The sequence below is a fragment of the Rouxiella badensis genome (assembly GCF_026967515.2).
Classification (GTDB): domain Bacteria; phylum Pseudomonadota; class Gammaproteobacteria; order Enterobacterales; family Enterobacteriaceae; genus Rouxiella; species Rouxiella badensis.
Genome location: NZ_CP114062.1, coordinates 4,157,461 through 4,177,124, shown reverse-complemented (window position 1 = coordinate 4,177,124; position 19,664 = coordinate 4,157,461). Strand labels below are relative to the sequence as shown.

At 55.9% G+C, this 19,664-nt stretch carries 18 protein-coding genes; 15 read left to right on the top strand and 3 right to left on the bottom strand.

Translation table 11 applies throughout. The features are described from left to right. The first annotated feature begins 46 nt into the window (after positions 1 to 46). From atzF to urtE, 8 genes are all read left to right on the top strand, one after another. A complete protein-coding gene (gene atzF / locus O1V65_RS19270; RefSeq protein ID WP_269129952.1) occupies positions 47 to 1,891 on the top strand; it encodes an allophanate hydrolase in 1,845 nt (614 codons plus the stop codon). Positions 1,892 to 1,903: 12 nt separating this feature from the next. After that, a complete protein-coding gene (gene uca, locus O1V65_RS19265; protein WP_269129951.1) occupies positions 1,904 to 5,548 on the top strand; it encodes an urea carboxylase in 3,645 nt (1,214 codons plus the stop codon). 17 nt (positions 5,549 to 5,565) lie between these two features. After that, a complete protein-coding gene (locus O1V65_RS19260; protein ID WP_017493995.1) occupies positions 5,566 to 6,285 on the top strand; it encodes a GntR family transcriptional regulator in 720 nt (239 codons plus the stop codon). 114 nt (positions 6,286 to 6,399) lie between these two features. Further along, entirely contained in the window at positions 6,400 to 7,668 is a 1,269-nt protein-coding gene (urtA, locus tag O1V65_RS19255; protein ID WP_017493994.1) for an urea ABC transporter substrate-binding protein, read from the top strand. Positions 7,669 to 7,754: 86 nt separating this feature from the next. Then, entirely contained in the window at positions 7,755 to 9,368 is a 1,614-nt protein-coding gene (gene urtB / locus O1V65_RS19250; RefSeq protein WP_390896415.1) for an urea ABC transporter permease subunit UrtB, read from the top strand. Next, the gene (gene urtC, locus O1V65_RS19245; protein WP_269129950.1) at positions 9,368 to 10,444 is read left to right on the top strand and encodes an urea ABC transporter permease subunit UrtC; all 1,077 of its coding nucleotides are present in this window, start codon (positions 9,368 to 9,370) and stop codon (positions 10,442 to 10,444) included. Before urtB ends, urtC begins: the two co-directional genes overlap by 1 nt. Beyond that, positions 10,441 to 11,241, top strand: a complete 801-nt coding sequence (urtD, locus tag O1V65_RS19240; protein WP_017493991.1) for an urea ABC transporter ATP-binding protein UrtD — start codon at positions 10,441 to 10,443, stop codon at positions 11,239 to 11,241. Before urtC ends, urtD begins: the two co-directional genes overlap by 4 nt. A 22-nt stretch (positions 11,242 to 11,263) precedes the next feature. Then, positions 11,264 to 11,962 carry an urea ABC transporter ATP-binding subunit UrtE gene (gene urtE / locus O1V65_RS19235; protein ID WP_084912968.1) on the top strand — a complete coding sequence of 233 codons (699 nt, stop codon included), beginning with the start codon at positions 11,264 to 11,266 and terminating at the stop codon, positions 11,960 to 11,962. Positions 11,963 to 12,023: 61 nt separating this feature from the next. Here urtE and O1V65_RS19230 read toward each other — a convergent pair whose 3' ends face one another. Beyond that, positions 12,024 to 12,272: a GlsB/YeaQ/YmgE family stress response membrane protein gene (locus O1V65_RS19230; protein ID WP_026110808.1), complete on the bottom strand. Its 249-nt coding sequence runs from the start codon at positions 12,270 to 12,272 to the stop codon at positions 12,024 to 12,026. Positions 12,273 to 12,666: 394 nt separating this feature from the next. Here O1V65_RS19230 and bhsA point away from each other — a divergent pair, with 394 nt between their 5' ends. The 3 genes from bhsA to O1V65_RS19215 all read left to right on the top strand — a co-directional run bounded on the left by bhsA (position 12,667) and on the right by O1V65_RS19215 (position 14,182). Beyond that, positions 12,667 to 12,924 carry a multiple stress resistance protein BhsA gene (gene bhsA / locus O1V65_RS19225; protein ID WP_017493988.1) on the top strand — a complete coding sequence of 86 codons (258 nt, stop codon included), beginning with the start codon at positions 12,667 to 12,669 and terminating at the stop codon, positions 12,922 to 12,924. Between the two features lie 138 nt (positions 12,925 to 13,062). Then, a complete protein-coding gene (locus O1V65_RS19220; RefSeq protein WP_165429896.1) occupies positions 13,063 to 13,692 on the top strand; it encodes a LysE family translocator in 630 nt (209 codons plus the stop codon). A gap of 37 nt (positions 13,693 to 13,729) precedes the next feature. Beyond that, positions 13,730 to 14,182 (top strand): GNAT family N-acetyltransferase, encoded by a 453-nt coding sequence (locus tag O1V65_RS19215; protein WP_265576867.1) that lies wholly within the window; start codon positions 13,730 to 13,732, stop codon positions 14,180 to 14,182. 37 nt (positions 14,183 to 14,219) lie between these two features. Here O1V65_RS19215 and yfcF read toward each other — a convergent pair whose 3' ends face one another. Continuing rightward, entirely contained in the window at positions 14,220 to 14,852 is a 633-nt protein-coding gene (gene yfcF, locus O1V65_RS19210; protein ID WP_269129949.1) for a glutathione transferase, read from the bottom strand. Positions 14,853 to 14,965: 113 nt separating this feature from the next. Here yfcF and O1V65_RS19205 point away from each other — a divergent pair, with 113 nt between their 5' ends. Further along, complete coding sequence (locus O1V65_RS19205; RefSeq protein WP_017493905.1) at positions 14,966 to 15,505, top strand: hypothetical protein; 540 nt, start codon at positions 14,966 to 14,968, stop codon at positions 15,503 to 15,505. On the opposite strand, the gene O1V65_RS19200 is transcribed toward O1V65_RS19205, so the two are convergent. After that, positions 15,502 to 15,954, bottom strand: coding sequence for a GNAT family N-acetyltransferase (locus O1V65_RS19200; RefSeq protein WP_192504253.1), 453 nt, complete (start codon positions 15,952 to 15,954; stop codon positions 15,502 to 15,504). The two genes, O1V65_RS19205 and O1V65_RS19200, sit on opposite strands and share 4 nt — an antisense overlap. Positions 15,955 to 16,152: 198 nt before the next feature. On the opposite strand from O1V65_RS19200, the gene O1V65_RS19195 reads away from it, so the two are divergent. From O1V65_RS19195 to O1V65_RS19185, 3 genes are all read left to right on the top strand, one after another. Further along, the gene (locus tag O1V65_RS19195) at positions 16,153 to 17,358 is read left to right on the top strand and encodes a benzoate/H(+) symporter BenE family transporter (RefSeq protein ID WP_017493903.1); all 1,206 of its coding nucleotides are present in this window, start codon (positions 16,153 to 16,155) and stop codon (positions 17,356 to 17,358) included. 150 nt (positions 17,359 to 17,508) lie between these two features. Beyond that, entirely contained in the window at positions 17,509 to 18,540 is a 1,032-nt protein-coding gene (idnD, locus tag O1V65_RS19190) for an L-idonate 5-dehydrogenase (protein WP_017493902.1), read from the top strand. Between the two features lie 95 nt (positions 18,541 to 18,635). Beyond that, positions 18,636 to 19,664, top strand: coding sequence for an isochorismatase family protein (locus tag O1V65_RS19185; protein WP_269129948.1), 1,029 nt, complete (start codon positions 18,636 to 18,638; stop codon positions 19,662 to 19,664).

Below are 19,664 nucleotides of genomic sequence, written 5' to 3'. Positions count from 1 at the left end.
GCTTGCTTAGATGAATTCAATCTTGTGTACTAGATGGAATTCAACTATGACCTCAGTATCAACGCCTTATATTGGATATCAGTTACGTGACTGGCAGCGTCATTATCAAAGCGCGCCCCTGAGCCTGCGCAGTTCTTTAGGCATCGTACTCAACAGCCTTGACGAACGTGACAATGCCTGGCTTTATCGCGCAACGCCCACCCAGCTTGAAGAGCAAATCACTCAACTTGAAACACTGCGCGAACAGGCCGGGGGTTCCCTCGCCACACTGCCGCTGTATGGCGTGCCTTTTGCGGTAAAAGACAATATTGACGTCGCAGGATGGCCAACCACCGCCGCCTGCCCGGCCTTCGAATATATCGCGCAGGCCGATGCCACCGTCGTCGCCAATCTGCAGGCCAAAGGCGCAATCGTCATCGGCAAAACCAATCTCGACCAGTTCGCGACCGGGCTGGTCGGCACGCGCTCACCGCACGGTGCGGTAAAAAACACCTTTAACCCGAATTACGTCAGCGGCGGCTCAAGTTCAGGCTCTGCCTCCGTACTGGCACGCGGGCTGGTCGCTTTCTCGCTCGGTACTGACACCGCCGGTTCGGGCCGCGTTCCGGCGGGATTCAATAACATTGTGGGGCTGAAACCGACCAAGGGCTGGCTTTCAAACCGCGGTGTGGTGCCCGCCTGTCGCCTCAACGACTGTGTTTCTATTTTCGCGCTCAGCGTGGCGGATGCTGCATACGTCGCCACTCTGGCCGGCGGCTATGACGCTGAAGACGCCTATTCACGCGCTAATCCGCACACGGCCCCGGCCGTGATGTCTTCCCAACCGCGCTTTGCGGTACCCGACAGCCTCGAGTTCTTCGGCGATACCGAGTCCGAGAAAGCTTTCCAGCTGGCGCTCGACAAGCTGGTCAGCAGCGGCGTTAGTCTGGTCAACATCGATTTCACGCCCTTCAAAGCCTTGGCCGAACAGCTGTATTACGGCGCATGGGTCGCCGAGCGCACCGTCGCCGTCGGCAAAATTTTTGAAGACACGCCGGAGGTCATGGACCCTGTGGTACGCGGCATTGTCGCCAGCGGTCTGAACTACAGCGCGACGGATGCATGGAAAGCCGAATATCTGCGTGCCGAGCTGTCGCGCAAGATTAATCAGGCGCTGGAAGGGTTCGACGCATTGGTGGTGCCAACCTCGCCAACCCTTCGCACGCTTGACGAAATGGTGCAGGAGCCAGTGCTGTTTAACTCCCAGTTCGGCACCTACACCAACTTTACCAACCTCGCCGATCTCTGCGCACTGGCGTTGCCGTCGAGCATTCGTGATGACGGCCTGCCTTCAGGCATCACGTTGATTGCTCCAGCCTGGCACGATGCTGCGCTTGCCGCCTTTGGCCGCCAGTGGCAACGCAGCCTGTCTCTGACGCTGGGCGCGACCGATAAAACCCTCAACGCCGACAGCGCCATGACAGGTCCTATGGCCGTCAGCGCCGATCACGTCCGCGTTGCCGTCGTCGGCGCACACCTCACCGGTATGCCGCTAAATTTCCAGCTCACCTCCCGCAACGCCGTGCGCGTCGAGCAAACCCGTACCGCCAGCGATTACAAACTTTATGCCCTTGCTAATACCCAGCCGCCGAAACCGGGTCTGGTTAAAGACGAAGGCGGCAGTAGCATCATCGTTGAACTTTGGGATATTCCTCTGGCGCGCTTCGGTGAATTTGTGGCCGAGATCCCCGCGCCGCTGGGCATTGGCACACTTCAGCTGGCTGACGGCCGCAGCGTAAAAGGCTTTATCTGCGAGCCTTGGGCTATCGACAGCGCAACCGACGTCACCTCGTTCGGCGGCTGGAGAAGCTACGTCGAGCACCTGAAATCCACCGCCGCGAAAAACGCCTGAGGAGCCACGCACATGTTCACGACTGTCCTGATTGCCAACCGCGGTGAAATCGCCTGCCGTGCCATCCGCACCTTGAAACGTCTCGGCGTCACCAGCGTGGCGGTCTACTCGGACGCCGACCGCAACGCCCCGCACGTGACCGATGCCGATATCGCTGTCGCGCTTGGCGGTGAAAAAGCGGCGGAGAGTTACCTGCTGATCGACAAAATTCTGGCCGCTGCTAAAGAGACCGGCGCACAGGCGATTTATCCTGGCTACGGTTTTTTATCTGAAAGCGCCGAGTTTGCCGACGCCTGCGAGGAAGCCGGCATCGCCTTTATCGGCCCGACTGCACATCAAATTCGTGAATTCGGCCTTAAGCACCGCGCCCGTGAGTTAGCCGCCCAAGCCGACGTACCGATGACCCCGGGCACTGCCTTGCTCGACAGCATTGACGATGCGGCGGCCGCTGCCGCGCATATTGGCTATCCCGTCATGCTGAAAAGCACCGCAGGCGGCGGGGGGATTGGCCTGACCCGCTGCGATGACGAAGCCGCTCTGCGCAGTGCGTGGGACAGCGTAAAACGCCTCGGCGAGCAGTTCTTCCGTGACGCAGGCGTGTTTCTCGAACGCTTCGTTGACCGCGCGCGTCACGTAGAAGTGCAGATTTTTGGCGACGGTAAAGGCAAGGTGGTTGCACTCGGCGAGCGCGACTGTTCGCTGCAGCGCCGCAACCAGAAAGTGGTGGAAGAAACCCCGGCCCCTAACCTGCCGCAGGCAACGCGTGACGCACTGCATCGTGCAGCAGTGCAGCTTGGCGAATCGGTCAATTATCGCAGCGCCGGTACGGTCGAATTCATCTACGACGCCGCGCGCGACGAGTTTTATTTCCTTGAAGTGAATACGCGTTTGCAGGTCGAGCATCCGGTCACCGAGGAGGTTACCGGCCTCGACCTGATCGAATGCATGCTGCGCGTCGCCGCCGAGCAACCGCTGGACTGGCCGCGCATGCAGCAGCCACCAAAAGGGGTGGCTATTGAAGTGCGACTCTACGCCGAAGATCCGCTGAAAAACTTCCTGCCAAGCCCCGGTGTACTGACCGAAGTGTTCTTCCCTGAAGACGTACGCGTCGATGGCTGGGTGTCGACCGGCAGCGAAGTCTCGGCGTTTTATGACCCGATGATTGCCAAGCTGATTGTTCACGGCGAGACCCGCGCGCAGGCACTGGAAAAAATGTCTCAGGCGTTGGCCGCAACCCGCCTGCACGGCATCGCCAGCAATATTGACTATCTGCGTCAGGTCGTTGCGTCACCGGTGTTCCATCAGGGCGAGATGTGGACGCGTATGCTCGACGGCTTCGAGTATGCGCCGCACGCCGTCGAGGTTATCTCACCCGGCACCTACAGCAGCATTCAGGACTATCCGGGCCGTCTCGGCTATTGGGACATCGGCGTACCCCCTTCCGGCCCGATGGACGATTTTGCCTTTCGTCTGGCGAACCGCATCGTCGGTAACCCTCTCGACGCCGCCGGTCTGGAATTTACTCTGCAAGGCCCGACGCTGCGCTTCCACTGTGACGCCACCATCGCACTCACCGGCGCGCGCTGCCCGGCGGACGTTGACGGCGTTGAGATTGCCTATTGGGCGCCGGTTGACGTAAAGGCCGGGCAAATATTGACGCTGGGCCGCGCCACCAGCGGCTGTCGCACCTATCTTGCCGTGCGTAACGGCTTTGACGTCCCGGTTTATCTCGGCAGCCGTTCGACCTTCGTGCTTGGCCAGTTTGGCGGCCACGCCGGTCGCACCCTGCGCGTCGCCGACATGCTGAATGTCTCGCAGCCTGAACTTGCCGCCTGCACCACGCCCGCGCCAGTCGGTCTTCCGCAGGCCGCCGCTGAAGACATTGTTCCGGTCTATGGCGATGAATGGAATATTGGCGTGCTCTATGGCCCACACGGCGCGCCAGACTTCTTCACCGAAGATTCTATCGATGCCTTCTTCGAGGCAGAGTGGCAGGTGCACTACAACTCTAACCGCCTCGGCGTGCGCCTGACCGGCCCTAAACCCCAGTGGGCGCGTCTGGACGGCGGCGAAGCAGGCCTGCATCCCTCCAACGTGCATGACTGTGAATACGCCATCGGATCGATAAACTTTACCGGTGACTTCCCGGTCATCCTGACCCGCGACGGACCGAGCCTCGGCGGCTTTGTTTGCCCAGTCACCATCGCCAAGGCCGAGCTGTGGAAGGTTGGCCAGGTGAAACCCGGCGACCGAATCCGCTTCCATCCGATCGGCTTTGAACAGGCTCAGGCGCTGGAAATGGCCCAGCAGGGCACCCTCGATTCGCTGATGCCGATTGAAGCGATGGCGCTACCGGTCCCTTCTTTGCTGCCGACCACCACTGCCTCGGCAACCATTCTTGCCCAGCTCCCAGCCACGGACGAGCGCCCGAGCGTGGTCTATCGCCAGGCCGGTGACGGCTACGTGCTGATTGAGTACGGCGATAACGTGCTGGATCTGGCGCTGCGTCTGCGCATCTATCTGCTGATGAAAGCTCTCCGCGAAGCCGGTCGGGCGGGCGTCGAAGAGCTCTCCCCCGGTGTCCGTTCGCTACAGGTACGTTATGACAGCCGCGTCATCCATCAGTCGGCGCTGCTACAGCATCTGCTGACGTTGGAACATCAATTGGCTGACGTGAGCAGGCTGAAAATTCCGACCCGCATCGTGCACATGCCAATGGCGTTCGAAGATACCGCCACGCTAGGCGCGGTCGAACGTTATCAGCAAACCGTGCGCGCCGACGCGCCGTGGCTGCCGAACAACGTCGATTTCATTCAGCGCACCAATGGGTTGGCAACGCGTGAGGAAGTGCGAGACATCATTTTCAACGCCAGCTATCTGATCCTCGGCCTCGGCGACGTGTACCTCGGCGCGCCGTGTGCCGTGCCAGTCGACCCGCGCCATCGCCTGCTGAGCTCCAAATATAATCCGGCACGCACCTACACCGCCGAGGGCACCGTCGGTATTGGTGGTATGTATATGTGCATCTACGGCATGGACTCACCGGGCGGCTATCAGCTGGTGGGCCGCACGCTGCCAATCTGGAATAAATTCCTTAAAAACAGCCAGTTCGAACAAGGTGAACCCTGGCTGCTGCACTTTTTCGATCAGGTGCGTTTCTATCAGGTCACCGAGACCGAACTGGATCAACAGCGTGACGCTTTCCGCGAAGGCCGCGCTCAGGTACGCATTGAACACACCGAGTTCGACTTCGCCGAATATAACCGCTTTTTGGCCGACAATGCCGATGATATCGCCGATTTCCGCCTGCGCCAGCACAGAGCCTTCATCAATGAAGTGGCGCACTGGCAGGCACAGGAAAGCGCCGCCGTCGAGGCGGCGGTTAACGGCGTGCAGCCGGTGGAAAACCTCGCCCCCCCGCCGGGCGAGCGGGTCAGCGCCGATTTGAACGGTAACGTCTGGAAGATTTTGGTCGAACCGGGTCAATACGTTGAAGCCGGTCAGCCGCTTATCGTGGTGGAAGCGATGAAAATGGAGCTTGCGGTCAATGCGCCCTGCTCCGGCACGGTGCTGAAAATTGGCTGCCAGCAGGGTCGTCCGGTCGGACCGAGTGACGCCCTGCTGTGGATTGATAAAGACGGAATCGGCCAGGAATAGGCCCCAAAGGAGCATTTATGCAGCTTACCGGCTCACGTAGCGGACGCAACAAGGCCAGGCCTGAGGGTCTGGCAGAAAGAATCTATCTCCAGCTCAAGGACGACATTTTCAGTTTTCGCATGCTGCCCGGTGACAAATTTAGCGAGAACGAGATTGCCGAAAGAATGGACGTGAGCCGCACGCCGGTGCGTCAGGCGCTTTTCTGGCTGGAGCGTGAGGGCTACGTGGAGGTGTTTTTCCGCAGCGGCTGGCAGGTACGACCGTTTGATTTCGAGTACTTCGAACAGCTTTATGACCTGCGCATCGTTCTGGAACTCGAGGCGGTAAAACGCCTCTGTACGATGGACGTGACGCCCGAGCCACTGTTTGCACTGCAAAGTTTCTGGATAGATGAGCCAAGGCTGGAGGACGGGCAAGAGGTTTCTCGGTTCGACGAAGAGTTTCACATGGCGTTGGTGGCGGCAGCGGGCAACGGTGAGATGGCAAAAATCCACCGCGACCTGACTGAGAAAATCCGCATCATCCGGCGGCTGGACTTTACCAAAGACGCGCGCGTCAACGCGACCTATAGCGAACACGCAAGCATTTTACTCGCCATCATGCAGCGCCAGACCCAGGAGGCACAACGCCAACTACAGGACCACATTGCCGTCAGTAAAGCCGAGGTGCGCAAAATAACTCTTCATATGCTGCATCAGGCGAGACCAGAAGACGAAGCGGACACCCCGTCTTCGTGACTTTTTTAAAACGTATTTCGACACCTAAACACAGCACGCCCTAAAGATTTCACGCTGCTGCCAAGCCTGGCAGCCTGAAAGATGACCGGCTTGGCACTTTTAACAGGAGTACTTATGCAACGTCGTCGCTTTATTAAAGCCTTTGCCCTCTCGGCAACCGTGGTCAGTATGGGTCTGGCATTCGCTGCACAGGCCGCCGACACCATTAAGGTCGGTATTATGCATTCACTTTCCGGCACCATGGCCATCTCTGAAACGCCGTTGAAAGACGTCGCGCTGATGACCATTGATGACATTAACGCGCACGGTGGCGTGCTGGGTAAAAAGCTGGAGCCGGTGGTGGTTGATCCTGCGTCAAACTGGCCGCTGTTCGCTGAAAAAGCCCGCCAACTGCTGACCCAGGACAAGGTCGCAGTGGTGTTCGGTTGCTGGACTTCGGTCTCACGCAAATCCGTGCTGCCCGTGTTCGAAGAGCTGAACGGCCTGCTGTTCTATCCGGTGCAATACGAGGGTGAGGAGATGTCGCCGAACGTCTTCTACACCGGCGCAGCGCCTAACCAACAGGCCATTCCTGCCGTGCAGTACCTGATGAGCGAAGACGGCGGTGGTGCCAAACGCTTCTTCCTGCTGGGTACCGACTACGTCTATCCGCGCACCACCAACAAGATCCTTCGCGCCTACCTGCACTCCAAAGGCGTTCAGGATAAAGACATTGAAGAGGTCTATACCCCGTTCGGCTACAGCGATTATCAGACCATCGTTTCCAACATCAAGAAATTCGCGGCTGGCGGTAAAACGGCTGTGATTTCCACCATCAACGGTGACTCCAACGTTCCCTTTTACAAGGAGCTGGCTAACCAGGGCGTGAAAGCGACCGATGTGCCGGTGGTTGCCTTCTCGGTCGGTGAAGAAGAGCTGCGCGGGATAGACACCAAGCCGCTGGTCGGCGATTTGGCGGCGTGGAACTACTTCCAGTCGCTGGATAACCCAACCAACAAAGCCTTCGTTGCCGAATGGAAAGCCTACGCCAAGTCGCACAACCTGCCGAACGCCGATACCGCGGTCACCAATGATCCGATGGAGGCAACCTACGTGGGTATCCACATGTGGGCACAGGCCGTTGAGAAAGCGGGCACAACCGACGTCGACAAAGTCCGCGCGGCAATGGCCGGTCAGACCTTCAAGGCTCCGGACGGCTACACCCTGACCATGGACAAAACCAACCACCACCTGCACAAACCGGTGATGATCGGAGAAATCCAGTCCAATGGTCAGTTCAACGTGGTGTGGCAGACCGACAAACCGGTGCGCGCCCAGCCGTGGAGCCCTTATATTCCGGGTGACGACAAGAAGCCTGACTATCCGGTGAAAAGCACTCAGTAATTGACCTGAAGGTCCGTCACGGCCTGTGCTGCCTTTCACAAGTGCAGGCCGTGGCGGTCTCGTCGTATCAGATTAATAAAGCGATGATGACTATGATGAAACTCCTGCCCTTCCCCCGTTTGCGACTCGGCCTCACGCCGGGCCTGCGAACCCTGACTTTCCTGCTTTGCTGCCTGCCGTTGTGGGCCAAGGCCGGCCCTGCCGATGACTTCGCTGCGGCCAGTCGTTCCGAGCAGGCAACGTTGCTTCAGCAGTGGGCGACTGACCCGCAGCCTGAGCGTTTACCGCTGTTGGAGGCACTAAAGCAGGAAGATGTCGTGATTGATGAGGCGCATCATGCGTTCATCAGGCAGGGCGATACCCTTGCGCCGCTTGAGGGCGCGGCTAAGCCGCAGGGCGACGTCAAGGCAGTTTGGTTGAACAACCGGCTGCGTAACCTGATAACTAACGCCCTCTCGGCACACCGTCTGGTCAGCAAAGACAGCGCCGTGCGCCTGCAGGCCGCTAAATCTTTGCAGCGCGAGGCGCAGGCAGACCAGCTGCCGCTGCTGACCAAACGACTGGCGCTGGAACAAGACGCCACGGTGCACGCCGCACTCAGCATTGCACTGGCAAACCTGCAGCTTAGCGATCCGAATCCGCAGGTTCGCCTGCGCGCGGTGGAGCTGCTCGGCGAATCTTCAGACCCCGACACTCAGGGCCATTTGCAACCGCTGACCGACCCTAAAGTCGAGACCGACGTGACCGTGCGCACCGCCGCGCTGGTCAGCCTCAAGGCCGTGCAGCATCGGCTGATGATTGGCGACTGGCTGGGTCAGGCCTTCACCGGACTGTCGCTGGGTTCGATTCTACTGTTGGCTGCGTTAGGTCTGGCTATCACCTACGGCCTGCTCGGCGTCATCAACATGGCCCACGGCGAGATGCTGATGTTGGGTTCGTACTCGACCTACATGGTGCAGTCCTTCTTCCAGCACTATGCGCCCGGCCTGTTGGCCATCTATCCGCTGGTGGCGCTGCCGGTGGCGTTCTTTATTACTTCTGGCGTGGGCATGCTGCTCGAACGTTCTGTCATTCGCCACCTCTACGGACGCCCGCTCGAAACGCTGCTGGCTACCTGGGGTATCAGTCTGATCCTGATTCAGGGCGTACGGGTGATTTTCGGTGCGCAAAACGTTGAGGTCGCCAACCCGAACTGGCTCTCCGGCGGCATTCAGCTGCTGCCAAATCTGGTGCTGCCGTATAACCGCATCGCGGTCATTATTTTCGTGCTGATGGTGCTGGCGCTGACCTGGCTGCTGCTTAACAAGACGCGTCTGGGCATGAACGTGCGTGCCGTAACCCAAAACCGCGCCATGGCCGCCTGCTGCGGCGTGCCGACCGGTCGAGTGGACATGCTGGCCTTCGGCCTCGGTTCGGGCATTGCCGGACTCGGCGGCGTCGCACTCTCGCAGCTTGGCAACGTCGGGCCGGAACTGGGTCAGGGCTACATCATTGACTCCTTCCTGGTGGTCGTACTCGGCGGCGTCGGCCAGCTGGCAGGCACCGTCGTGGCCGCCTTCGGCCTCGGCATCGTGAATAAAATCCTCGAACCGGAAATCGGCGCGGTGTTGGGTAAAATCCTGATACTGGCGATGATCGTCCTGTTTATCCAAAAACGTCCGCAGGGACTCTTCGCCTTTAAAGGCAGGGTGATTGACTGATGACGCAACCCTTAACGATTACAGGCGTACAAAAGGCGCCACGTCTGGCGATGAGCCTCGGCACGCTGGTGCTTATTGCGCTGCTGGTGATGCCCTTTTTGGCACTGCTGCCGCAGACCCATCCACTGGCGATTTCAACCTATACCCTGACGCTGGTCGGCAAGATCCTTTGTTATGCGATCGTCGCGATCGCCCTCGATCTGGTGTGGGGCTACGCCGGGCTGCTGTCGCTCGGGCATGGTTTGTTCTTCGCACTCGGCGGCTACGCGATGGGGATGTACCTGATTCGCCAGGCCGCGGGCAACAATTTGCCAGACTTTATGTCGTTCCTCTCGTGGACCGAACTGCCGTGGTTCTGGGCAGGAACACAGCATTTTGCCTGGGCACTGTGCCTGATAGTGCTGGTGCCCGGCCTGCTGGCGTTCGTTTTCGGCTACTTCGCCTTCCGCTCCAAAATCAAAGGCGTGTACTTCTCGATAATGACGCAGGCGCTGACTTACGCCGGTATGTTGCTGTTTTTCCGCAATGAGACCGGCTTCGGGGGCAATAACGGCTTCACCGGCTTTAGCACCCTGCTCGGCTTTCAGGTCACGGCGACCTCAACGCGAATCGGGCTGTTTATCGCCACCGTGCTGCTGCTGGTGGCCAGTCTGGCACTCGGTTTCACGCTGGCACGCAGCAAATACGGCCGCGTGCTGACGGCGGTGCGCGACGCCGAGAACCGGCTTATCTTCTGCGGCTATGACCCTAAAGGCTTCAAGCTGTTTGTCTGGACGATTTCGGCAATGATCTGCGGTCTGGCAGGCGCGCTTTACGTGCCGCAGGTCGGCATCATCAACCCGAGCGAGATGTCGCCAACTAACTCTATCGAGGCCGCCATCTGGGTCGCACTGGGCGGACGCGGCACGCTGATCGGTCCGATTCTGGGTGCGGGCATCGTCAACGGGGCTAAAAGTTGGTTTACCGTCGCCATTCCCGAGTACTGGCAGTTTATTCTCGGCGGCATGTTTATTGTGGTGACGCTATTCCTGCCCGAGGGCGTGATTGGCCTGCTGCGTAAAAGGAAAGCCCAATGAACTCAATGACGCTGGACCTCTTCACTCAACAGCAGCCTGCCGATAAGCACCGCGAGCAGACCGATCCGATTCTGACGCTGGATAAAATCAACGTCAGCTTTGACGGATTCAAGGCGTTAACTGACCTCTCGCTGCGCATCGGCGTTGGAGAATTACGCTGCGTCATTGGTCCGAACGGCGCGGGAAAAACGACGCTAATGGATGTTATTACCGGCAAGACACGGCCTAAGTCGGGACAGGTACTTTATGACCAGAATATCGACCTGACCCGGCTGGATCCGGTGCGTATCGCACAGTCGGGCATTGGTCGTAAATTCCAGAAGCCAACGGTGTTTGAGGCGCTGACGGTGTTTGAAAACCTCGAAATCGCGCAAAAAACCAATAAATCGGTGTGGGCCTGTCTGCGCGCGAAAATGAACAGCGAACAGCGCGACCGGATCGACGAAATGCTGGTCACGTTGCGTTTGCAGGGCGAACGGCATCGCATGGCGGGCATGCTGTCGCACGGCCAGAAACAGTTTCTGGAAATCGGCATGCTGTTGGTACAGGAACCGCATCTGCTGCTGCTCGACGAGCCTGCCGCCGGCATGACTGACGCCGAAACCGAGTACACCGCCGAGCTGTTCAAGTCGCTCGCCGGTAAGCATTCACTGATGGTGGTCGAGCACGATATGGGATTTGTAGAAACCATTGCCGACCACGTTACCGTGCTGCATCAGGGGCAAGTGCTGGCGGAAGGGTCGCTGCAGGAAGTGCAGGCTAACGAGCAGGTTATCGAAGTTTATCTGGGCCGCTAAGCTGCGCCGCAGGGAGTGAATCATGTTGCAAGTCAATGAGCTAAACCAGTTTTACGGCGGTAGCCATATCTTACGCGGACTGTCTTTCGAGGCGAAAATAGGTGAGGTCACCTGCCTGTTAGGCCGCAATGGGGTCGGCAAAACGACGCTGCTGAAGTGCCTGATGGGACTGATTCCGGCGAAATCCGGCACCATTAGCTGGAACGGCACGGTTATCAATGGCCGCAAGCCGCACCAGCGGGTACAGTCGGGCATTGCCTACGTCCCGCAGGGACGCGAAATTTTTCCTCGTTTAACAGTAGAAGAAAATTTACTGATGGGCCTGTCGCGCTTTTCGGGCAGTGAGGCCAAAACGGTCCCAGATGAAATTTATCACCTGTTTCCCGTACTACTGGAAATGAAAAATCGCCGCGGAGGTGACCTCTCCGGCGGACAGCAGCAGCAGTTGGCCATCGGTCGCGCGCTGGCGTGCAGGCCCAGCCTGCTTATCCTCGATGAGCCGACAGAAGGTATTCAGCCCTCGGTTATTAAAGAGATAGGCGCCGTTATCCGCCAGCTTGCTGCCAGAGGGGACATGGCAATATTGCTGGTCGAGCAATTTTATGATTTTGCGGCAGAGCTGGCCGACAGCTATCTGGTGATGTCGCGCGGTAACATCATAAAACGCGGACAGGGCAGTGAGATGGAGGCCGAAGGGGTAAGAGGGCTGGTGGCAATTTAAGAAAATAACGGTGACAAAAAAGCCGCGACAGTGCGCGGCTTTTTCAAAACACGTGTTGCGATTACGACCTTATCTTACGGTAGATGAACAGGACAACGATGGCACCGATAACGGCGACCACGAAGCTACCAAAGTTAAAGCCGTCTACACGACCAAAGCCGAAGAAGGTACTGATGTACCCCCCCACAACCGCACCTACAATCCCCAGAATCACGGTCAGAATAAAGCCGCCACCGTCTTTACCTGGCATGATCCACTTAGCCAGAATACCTGCAATCAGACCAAAAATAACCCAGGATAAAATACCCATTTCGACGTCTCCTAATACGTTGGTGTTACCGTGAAATTTGTTCAGCCAATCAGGCCAAACCAATGTAGAAAATTCCCTTCCTACGAATCAGTTCGTCGCTTAGCGCTGCGAACCTTTTTTCTGTTACTCGATATCTATTTTAGCAGATTAAAACAAACTCGCTCAAAATCAGCCACAAGGACGGAATCTGCGCGCATTGTGCGTCCAACGTAAACCGCCTTCTCGGGATGTAAAGCTCTGCCGGGTTAAACGTAAAAACGCGTAAATGTTGAACAGTATTTTTGAATGACTTCCTCAAATCAATCCGTTTTTCATCCTCACTCAATCGGCCTATTATTTGCTCATCGAAAGGCAATCACCTTTCAAACTCATATTACCGATTAGGAATGACATTATGAAAAGCATCAAATATTTTGCAGTAGCTGCGGCCCTTTCTTTCGCTTCTTTCGCCACCTTTGCTGCACAAGAAGTCTCTCAACCTGCTGACGGGGCGCAAAAAATCGGCGTTGTAACCGCCAGCGGCGCAACCACCCTGGACTCTTTAAACAACGATTTGGCCAATCAGGCGAAACAAGCGGGTGCCAGTTCTTACCGCATCACTTCAGTGACCGGTAACAACCTGATGAGCGCAAGTGCAGTTCTGTACAAATAATCGTTACACCAACGACGTTTTACCCGCAAAAAGCCGATGAGATCGCCTTAAAAGGAGATTTCATCGGCTTTTTGCTTTTCTATTGCATGCCCCGTCGCTGATAAATATGCTGTCTCTTTCCAGTCGAAGGAACAGCCCATGACACTGACCGATTCTCTCGTTTCCTATACCTTTGCCATCACCCTGCTGACGCTGACGCCCGGTCTCGATACCGCGCTGATTCTTCGTACCGCCGCCAGCGAAGGCAGTAAGAAAGCCTTTCAAGCCGCAATGGGGGTGAACGCCGGGTGTATGATTTGGGGTGCGATCGTGGCGCTGGGTCTGGGTGCGTTGCTTACCGCCTCGGAACTGGCGTTTAACGTACTTAAATGGGTCGGAGCGGCGTATCTCTGCTGGCTGGGGCTGCAAATGCTGTTCAAACCCCGTAATCAGATGGCGGCAGAATCCGCCGCCGATGCTCCGCTGAAAAAGAGCAGCAACGGGTTCATTAAAGGGTTGTTCGGCAACGTGCTGAATCCGAAGGTTGGCGTTTTTTACGTGACCTTTCTGCCGCAGTTTGTCGCCAGCGGTTATCCCGTTGCCGCCTACACCTTTGGCCTGGCGATGATCCACGTCTTGATTGGTACAGTCTGGTCTTCGACGATGATTGCAGCCACTCGTCCGCTTTCGCGCTGGTTAAAACGCCCTGCGGTGGTTCGTAACATGGACCGCCTGACTGGGCTGGTGTTTGTCGCCTTTGCTGTGCGTCTGGCGACCAGCAAGCGCTAAATTTTGTAGAAAAATTATTGATAACAAGAGAATGAAAATGACCATCAAAACACGAATCACGGCCACCCCCTCTTTTGACGACGTCGAGGCGGTCAAAAATGGTCTTCGTGAATACAATAAAAATTATATTCCAGAGCAATCTTTCAAAGAGCTGGCGGTATTCGTCGAAGACGATGCCGGTAATAAAACGGCGGGACTGATAGCTGAAACCGTAGGTAAGTATCTGATGATTAAATATCTGTGGGTGGCCGAATCTTTGCGTGGACAAGACTGCGGCACGCTGCTGATTCGACAGGCTGAAGAACAGGCTATTGCCCGCGGCTGTCGCTACGCCTTGGTTGATACCTTCAGTTTTCAGGCGCGCCCGTTCTACGAACGCCTGGGCTATGAGTGCAAGATGACGCTTGAAGATTACATCGAAGATACGCGTGCTGAAAAAGGGGTTGAAGCCTCACATCAGCGCTTCTATCTTTCCAAAAGACTGGGCTAAACGGCAGGTAGCCCGAAAGCATCGGGCTACCTTTCCATTATCGCGCAGACAGAGCAAGCCACTCTTTTACAGAATCTCGATCCCACTGGCGCTGAACGTAATCGACCAGCTTTTCAGGCACTTTATCGCCGTTCAAATACAGACGATTCAGCATCAATGCCAGGTCAGTATCGGCAATACACCATTCACCAAACAGATTATTACGCTCACCCAGCAGGCGCAGCGCAGCGTCATACAGCTTCGCCGCCGCCACTTCACCCGCAGGCGTTAACGGTGGACGATGCTGGCCACCAAAAACAATCTCGGTTGAACGCTCTTCGCGGATAGGCATCAGATCGCTGAGCAGCCAGGCCTGAATTTCACGTGCTTTGGCGCGATCTTCCTGGTTTTCAGGGTAAATAGCCGGGAAAGTCGGTGCCGGAAACAGCTCTTCAATATACTCGTCAATTGCCGAAGACTCGGACAGCTGAAAATTGCCGTTCGACAGGGTCGGTACACGGCGTGTCGTCGAAATCGCCGAATAATTTTCTTTTAGATTTTCTGCCTGCGCCAAATCTACCGTTTCAATCTCAAACGGGATGCCTTTTTCTGTCAATGCGACGAATGCAGACATCACATACGGACTATAATAATTAGCATCGGAATATAGCGTTAACTTCGGTTCACTCATTTTACCCCCTGATAGCGAATTCTCGTTTATTCCCTGTTCTGATCTCTGAAACATAGCCTAATCTGTAAGCAATGACTATGAGTTAACTCAATAATTTCCCGGCAGGAGGCTCGATGAAGAGATTTGCTCTGGTATGGGTATTGCTGCTTCCCGCGCTGTATTCGACGCCGTCATTGGCATCGTCGGCGAAAGAAATAAAAGAAAAATTCAGCCATATGCAGATTGGCGACAGAACGTTATGCCTGAGCGATATTATCTATCCCAATGAACAGCCAATGAAGGTGATTGAAAACGGCTTTTTAGTACAGAAATCCCACGACGAACTGGTCTATCAAACGGTGCTGATTTATCTGCTCGGCAACGACGTGACGGTCAACATCCACGCCTTGATTGTGAGCCGTCTGGAGAAAACCTCTTTCTCTAACGAATTTAGGGACACCTTTATTCAGGTAACCGGCCTCGACCAGCCAAATCAGGCGATTGCCAAGGCCAATATTATGAAAAGTTATCAGGAATCAGTGTTGAATCAGGTGAATCGCGTGCCCTACAGCGCCGTTATTCTTAACGACAAAGGCTACGAGATTAGTCAGCAGGAAGACGAAGTGAGTGAATTAAGCACCTGCTATATCACCCCGATTAAAAGCGTCGATTAGCGGCAATATTTAATAAAGTCGGTCAATACGCCCACGCGGTCATACAATTTTCTGGCGGTGTGGTTAGCACTCTGCGTGGTCCAATAGACGTTGGCTTTATTGTTGCGATCGGCATAGTCATAGACCGCCTCAATGAGTGCCTGTCCGACGCCCATCTTACGCGCGGCCGGTGAGACGTAGAGATCCTGCAAATAGGTCACCTGCTCGAGCGACCAGCCGTGGTCATGATTGATGCAGTTGGCTATTCCTACCAACTTTCCTTCATGCTCAGCGACATAGCCAAACATCGCCTCATAGCTTTCTTCGGAAAGCCGTGTAAACGTGCGCTCAAAAACGTCTTGATTGAGGGTACTCTGGTAAAAATCCAGATATTCGCGCCATAGCGCTTCCCATTGCTCTCTGTCGGCAGGGACCAGTGGACGAATGATCGGTTTATCGATAGTGCTCATCTCTTTTCCTTATTCAGATTAACGCCACCAGAGTGAATTTAAATTCACCAAATATGAATAAAATAGCATATTTATTTTAAATCACTCGACTGCCCATTGATATTCTCACACAAATAATGCTCTATAACGGACTAAAAATAAGACGCTATCGCTAATCCGGCTCAAGAGCACAGCCAGCAAACACAAGGTCTGTCGAGAATGTTATTTAAAAATCGTCTGCAAGATTGGTCATTTTCCGCCGTGATCGCCGGATTTGTCGCCGTACTGGTGGGTTATACCAGCTCAGCGGCGATTGTTTTTCAGGCCGCCGAGGCCGCAGGAGCCAATCTCGCGCAAATAGGCAGCTGGTTTACCATGCTCGGTTTCGGCATGGGCGTTACCGGCATCGCGCTCTCACTGTATTACCGTACGCCGATTGTCACCGCCTGGTCGACACCGGGCGCGGCGCTGCTGGTCACCAGCTTACCCGGCACGTCGCTCAATGACGCGATCGGTGTATTTGTTTTTGCCAGCGGCCTGATTTTACTGAGCGGCGTCACCGGTTTATTCGCCAAAATGATGCGCTATATACCGCAGGCGCTCTCGGCCGCGATGCTGGCGGGTATCTTGCTGCGATTTGGGCTCGATGCCTTTGTTTCCCTACAGACCAACCTGCTGCTGGCGGGCGGCATGTGCCTGACGTATCTGATTGCACGACGCCTGATAGCCCGCTACTCGGTTATTCTTTCGCTGTGCGTTGGGTTAGCGATCGCCGCCTGGCAGGGGGATATCGCCTTCCACGGTCAGGCAGTACACTTCGCCGCGCCTGAATTTATCATGCCGCATTTCTCCTGGGAGAAGCTGGTTGGCATCGGTCTGCCGTTTTTCGTGGTCTCGATGGCCTCTCAAAACGCGCCCGGCATCGCCACCCTGCATGCCTCTGGGTTTAAAGTACCGGTCTCGCCGCTGATTACCGTTACCGCGCTGCTGGCGCTGATTCTTGCCCCGTTCGGTGTCTACTCTATTGGTATTGCGGCCATTACGGCGGCCATCTGCATGGGCAAAGACGTGCATCCCGACCCCAACAAGCGCTATACCGCCGCCGTTGCCGCCGGCGTGTTTTATCTGCTGGCTGGCGTAATGGGCGGTTCAATCGGTACGCTGTTCACCGCGCTGCCTGCGCCGCTGATTCATACTGTCGCCGGTCTGGCGCTGCTTGGCACCATTTCTGGCAGCCTCTATCGCGCATTAACAGAAGAAAAGCAGCGCGACGCGGCCATCGTGACCTTCCTCATTACTGCATCAGGTATTCAACTGTTTGGCGTTGGCTCCGCCTTCTGGGGTCTAATAGGAGGGGTACTGACCCACGGTATCCTCAGCCTGCCTGAAAAAAATCAGGAAAAAATCAGTAATCCGCGTTCTTAAATTTTAATCAGGGCCTCAAAAAGTTGAGGCCCTTCATGTTATGAGTAACAGGATTAGGTAACACGCATTTTAGTGACGGTGATCACATTTTACCCCCCGTAAAGTCTCTTTACTGATTCAATAATTAGCCAGATAAAGAGCAATAATCACATGAAGATCGAAACGAAATCTTGCGTAGTCACCGGGAAAAAAGACGTCGCCGTCGTTAATCAGCAGCTGGATTATCAGGGGGTCGGTACGCTGGTCAAAGTCACGAGAGGCGGGATTTGCGGCTCAGACCTGCATTACTATGAACACGGTGCCGTGGGCGATTTTAAAGTCCGCGAAGCGATGGTGCTTGGCCATGAAGTGGTCGGTGTCGTTGAGCAATCAGACAGCGCAGCACTCAAGCCGGGCCAAAAAGTCGCACTTAATCCGAGTAAGCCGTGCAAAACCTGTAAATACTGCCTGGCCGGTGAAGAAAATCAGTGCACAACAATGAAGTTCTTCGGCAGCGCGATGTATTTCCCACACATCAACGGCGCCTTCACGCAGTATAAAATCGTCGACAATGCCCAGTGTATTCCCTATGACAACAGCGTGAGCGACAGGCTGATGGTATTTGCCGAGCCACTGGCTGTGGCTATTCACGCGGTAAATCAGGCCGGTGACGTAAAGGGTAAGACGGTATTCGTCTCAGGCGTGGGTCCGATAGGTAGCCTTATCGCGGCGGCCGCCAAGGCCAAAGGTGCTGCCGAAGTGGTCTGCACCGACCTCAGTGAGCGTTGTCTGGAAATTGTCACCGCGATGGGTGCCACCAAAACGCTGCATGCCGCGAGCGGTGACTTCTCGCCTTACCTGGAGCAGAAAGGCTATTTTGATATTTCATTCGATGCCTCTGGCCATCACTCCTCTATTCGCCGCTGTCTGGAAGTGACGCGCGCCAAGGGTACGCTGGTGCAAGTGGGCATGGGCGGCGCCATCCCTGATTTCCCAATGATGATGCTGATAGCCAAAGAGATTAAATGGGTCGGCAGCTTCCGCTTTACCGAAGAGTTCGTGACTGCCGTCGAATGGCTGGCAAACAAGGTTATCGATCCTATGCCGCTGCTGTCGGGCGAGTATCCGCAGGACGAGCTGACCACCGCACTCGAGTTTGCAGCTGATAAAACCAAGGCCGCGAAAGTGCAGCTGGTGTTCTAACGTCCCGCACAGACACCCTCATGTCCGTTTTTGGCCTTCCTCACCTTTCGAACAGCGCGCAATATGGCGTTATACCGAAAAGAGGAGGGCCGAAAATGTCTCACAGTGCATTACTGATCGTCGACGTACAGCGTTCTTTCGAACAAAAAGATTTCTGGCAACAGGAAGATTTCCCCGCCTTCAGGCAGGCGCTTACGCGTCTCATTGATGGCTGTCAGAGCCGCAACGTGCCGTTGGTTGATATTTTTCACGTCAGTCAGGGACCTTTCGCCCTCGAGTCTGGATTCGTCACACCAATGTCTTTCCTCAGTCATGAGCCTGAAGTGCGCATCTATAAACACGTGCACAATGCGCTTACCGAGTCGGGCCTGGATGTCTGGCTGCGCGATCGTCAGATAAATCATCTTGTTATCAGTGGAATGCGCACCGAGCAGTGCTGCGAGACCACCGCGCGCGTCGCCTCGGATCTGGGGTTTGACGTGACCTTCGTGACTGAGGCCACGCTGACCTTCCCGATGACGCATTCTTCAGGCCTGACGCTGAGCAGCGATGAGATTAAGCTCCGTACCGAACTGGTGCTAACCGACCGTTTTGCTCACGTGACCAACGTTGACGGTGCGTTAAACGAGCTTGATAATCGTGCAGAGTCGACCGTGACGACCTCTTCCGACGCCAGTTGGCAGCCGAAACCCTATCTCGGCCGTCGCATTGCGCCGCTGCCCGTCTGGCATCATGAAGGCTGGCAGCTCAAGCGCTACGCCATTAAGTTTGCAGGGACAACCTCACCCGCCGACATTTTTGAACGCGCCTACACCCGCGTCGCCAGCTGGCTTCCGCCGCAGGCCACCACCGCCGATCGTCCGGGCGTGGGCTGGATGCTGGAACATCGCGGTAAAACCATGGATTATCTGGTGGTCGGTTGGTGGGACAACGAAAACGAGCTACGAATGAAAATTTGGGTGACCGAAAACGGCCAATGGCGCGAGGCGTTAAACGAATCGTTCTGCGTCTGGGATATGCAAGTCATGGCCTTTGAGCGCGATGCGTTTGTCGCAACGTTGCTGCAGAAGCAGCCGGACGTCGCCGCCTATTTGCAACAGCAGTTAACGATTAATCTGGAGTGA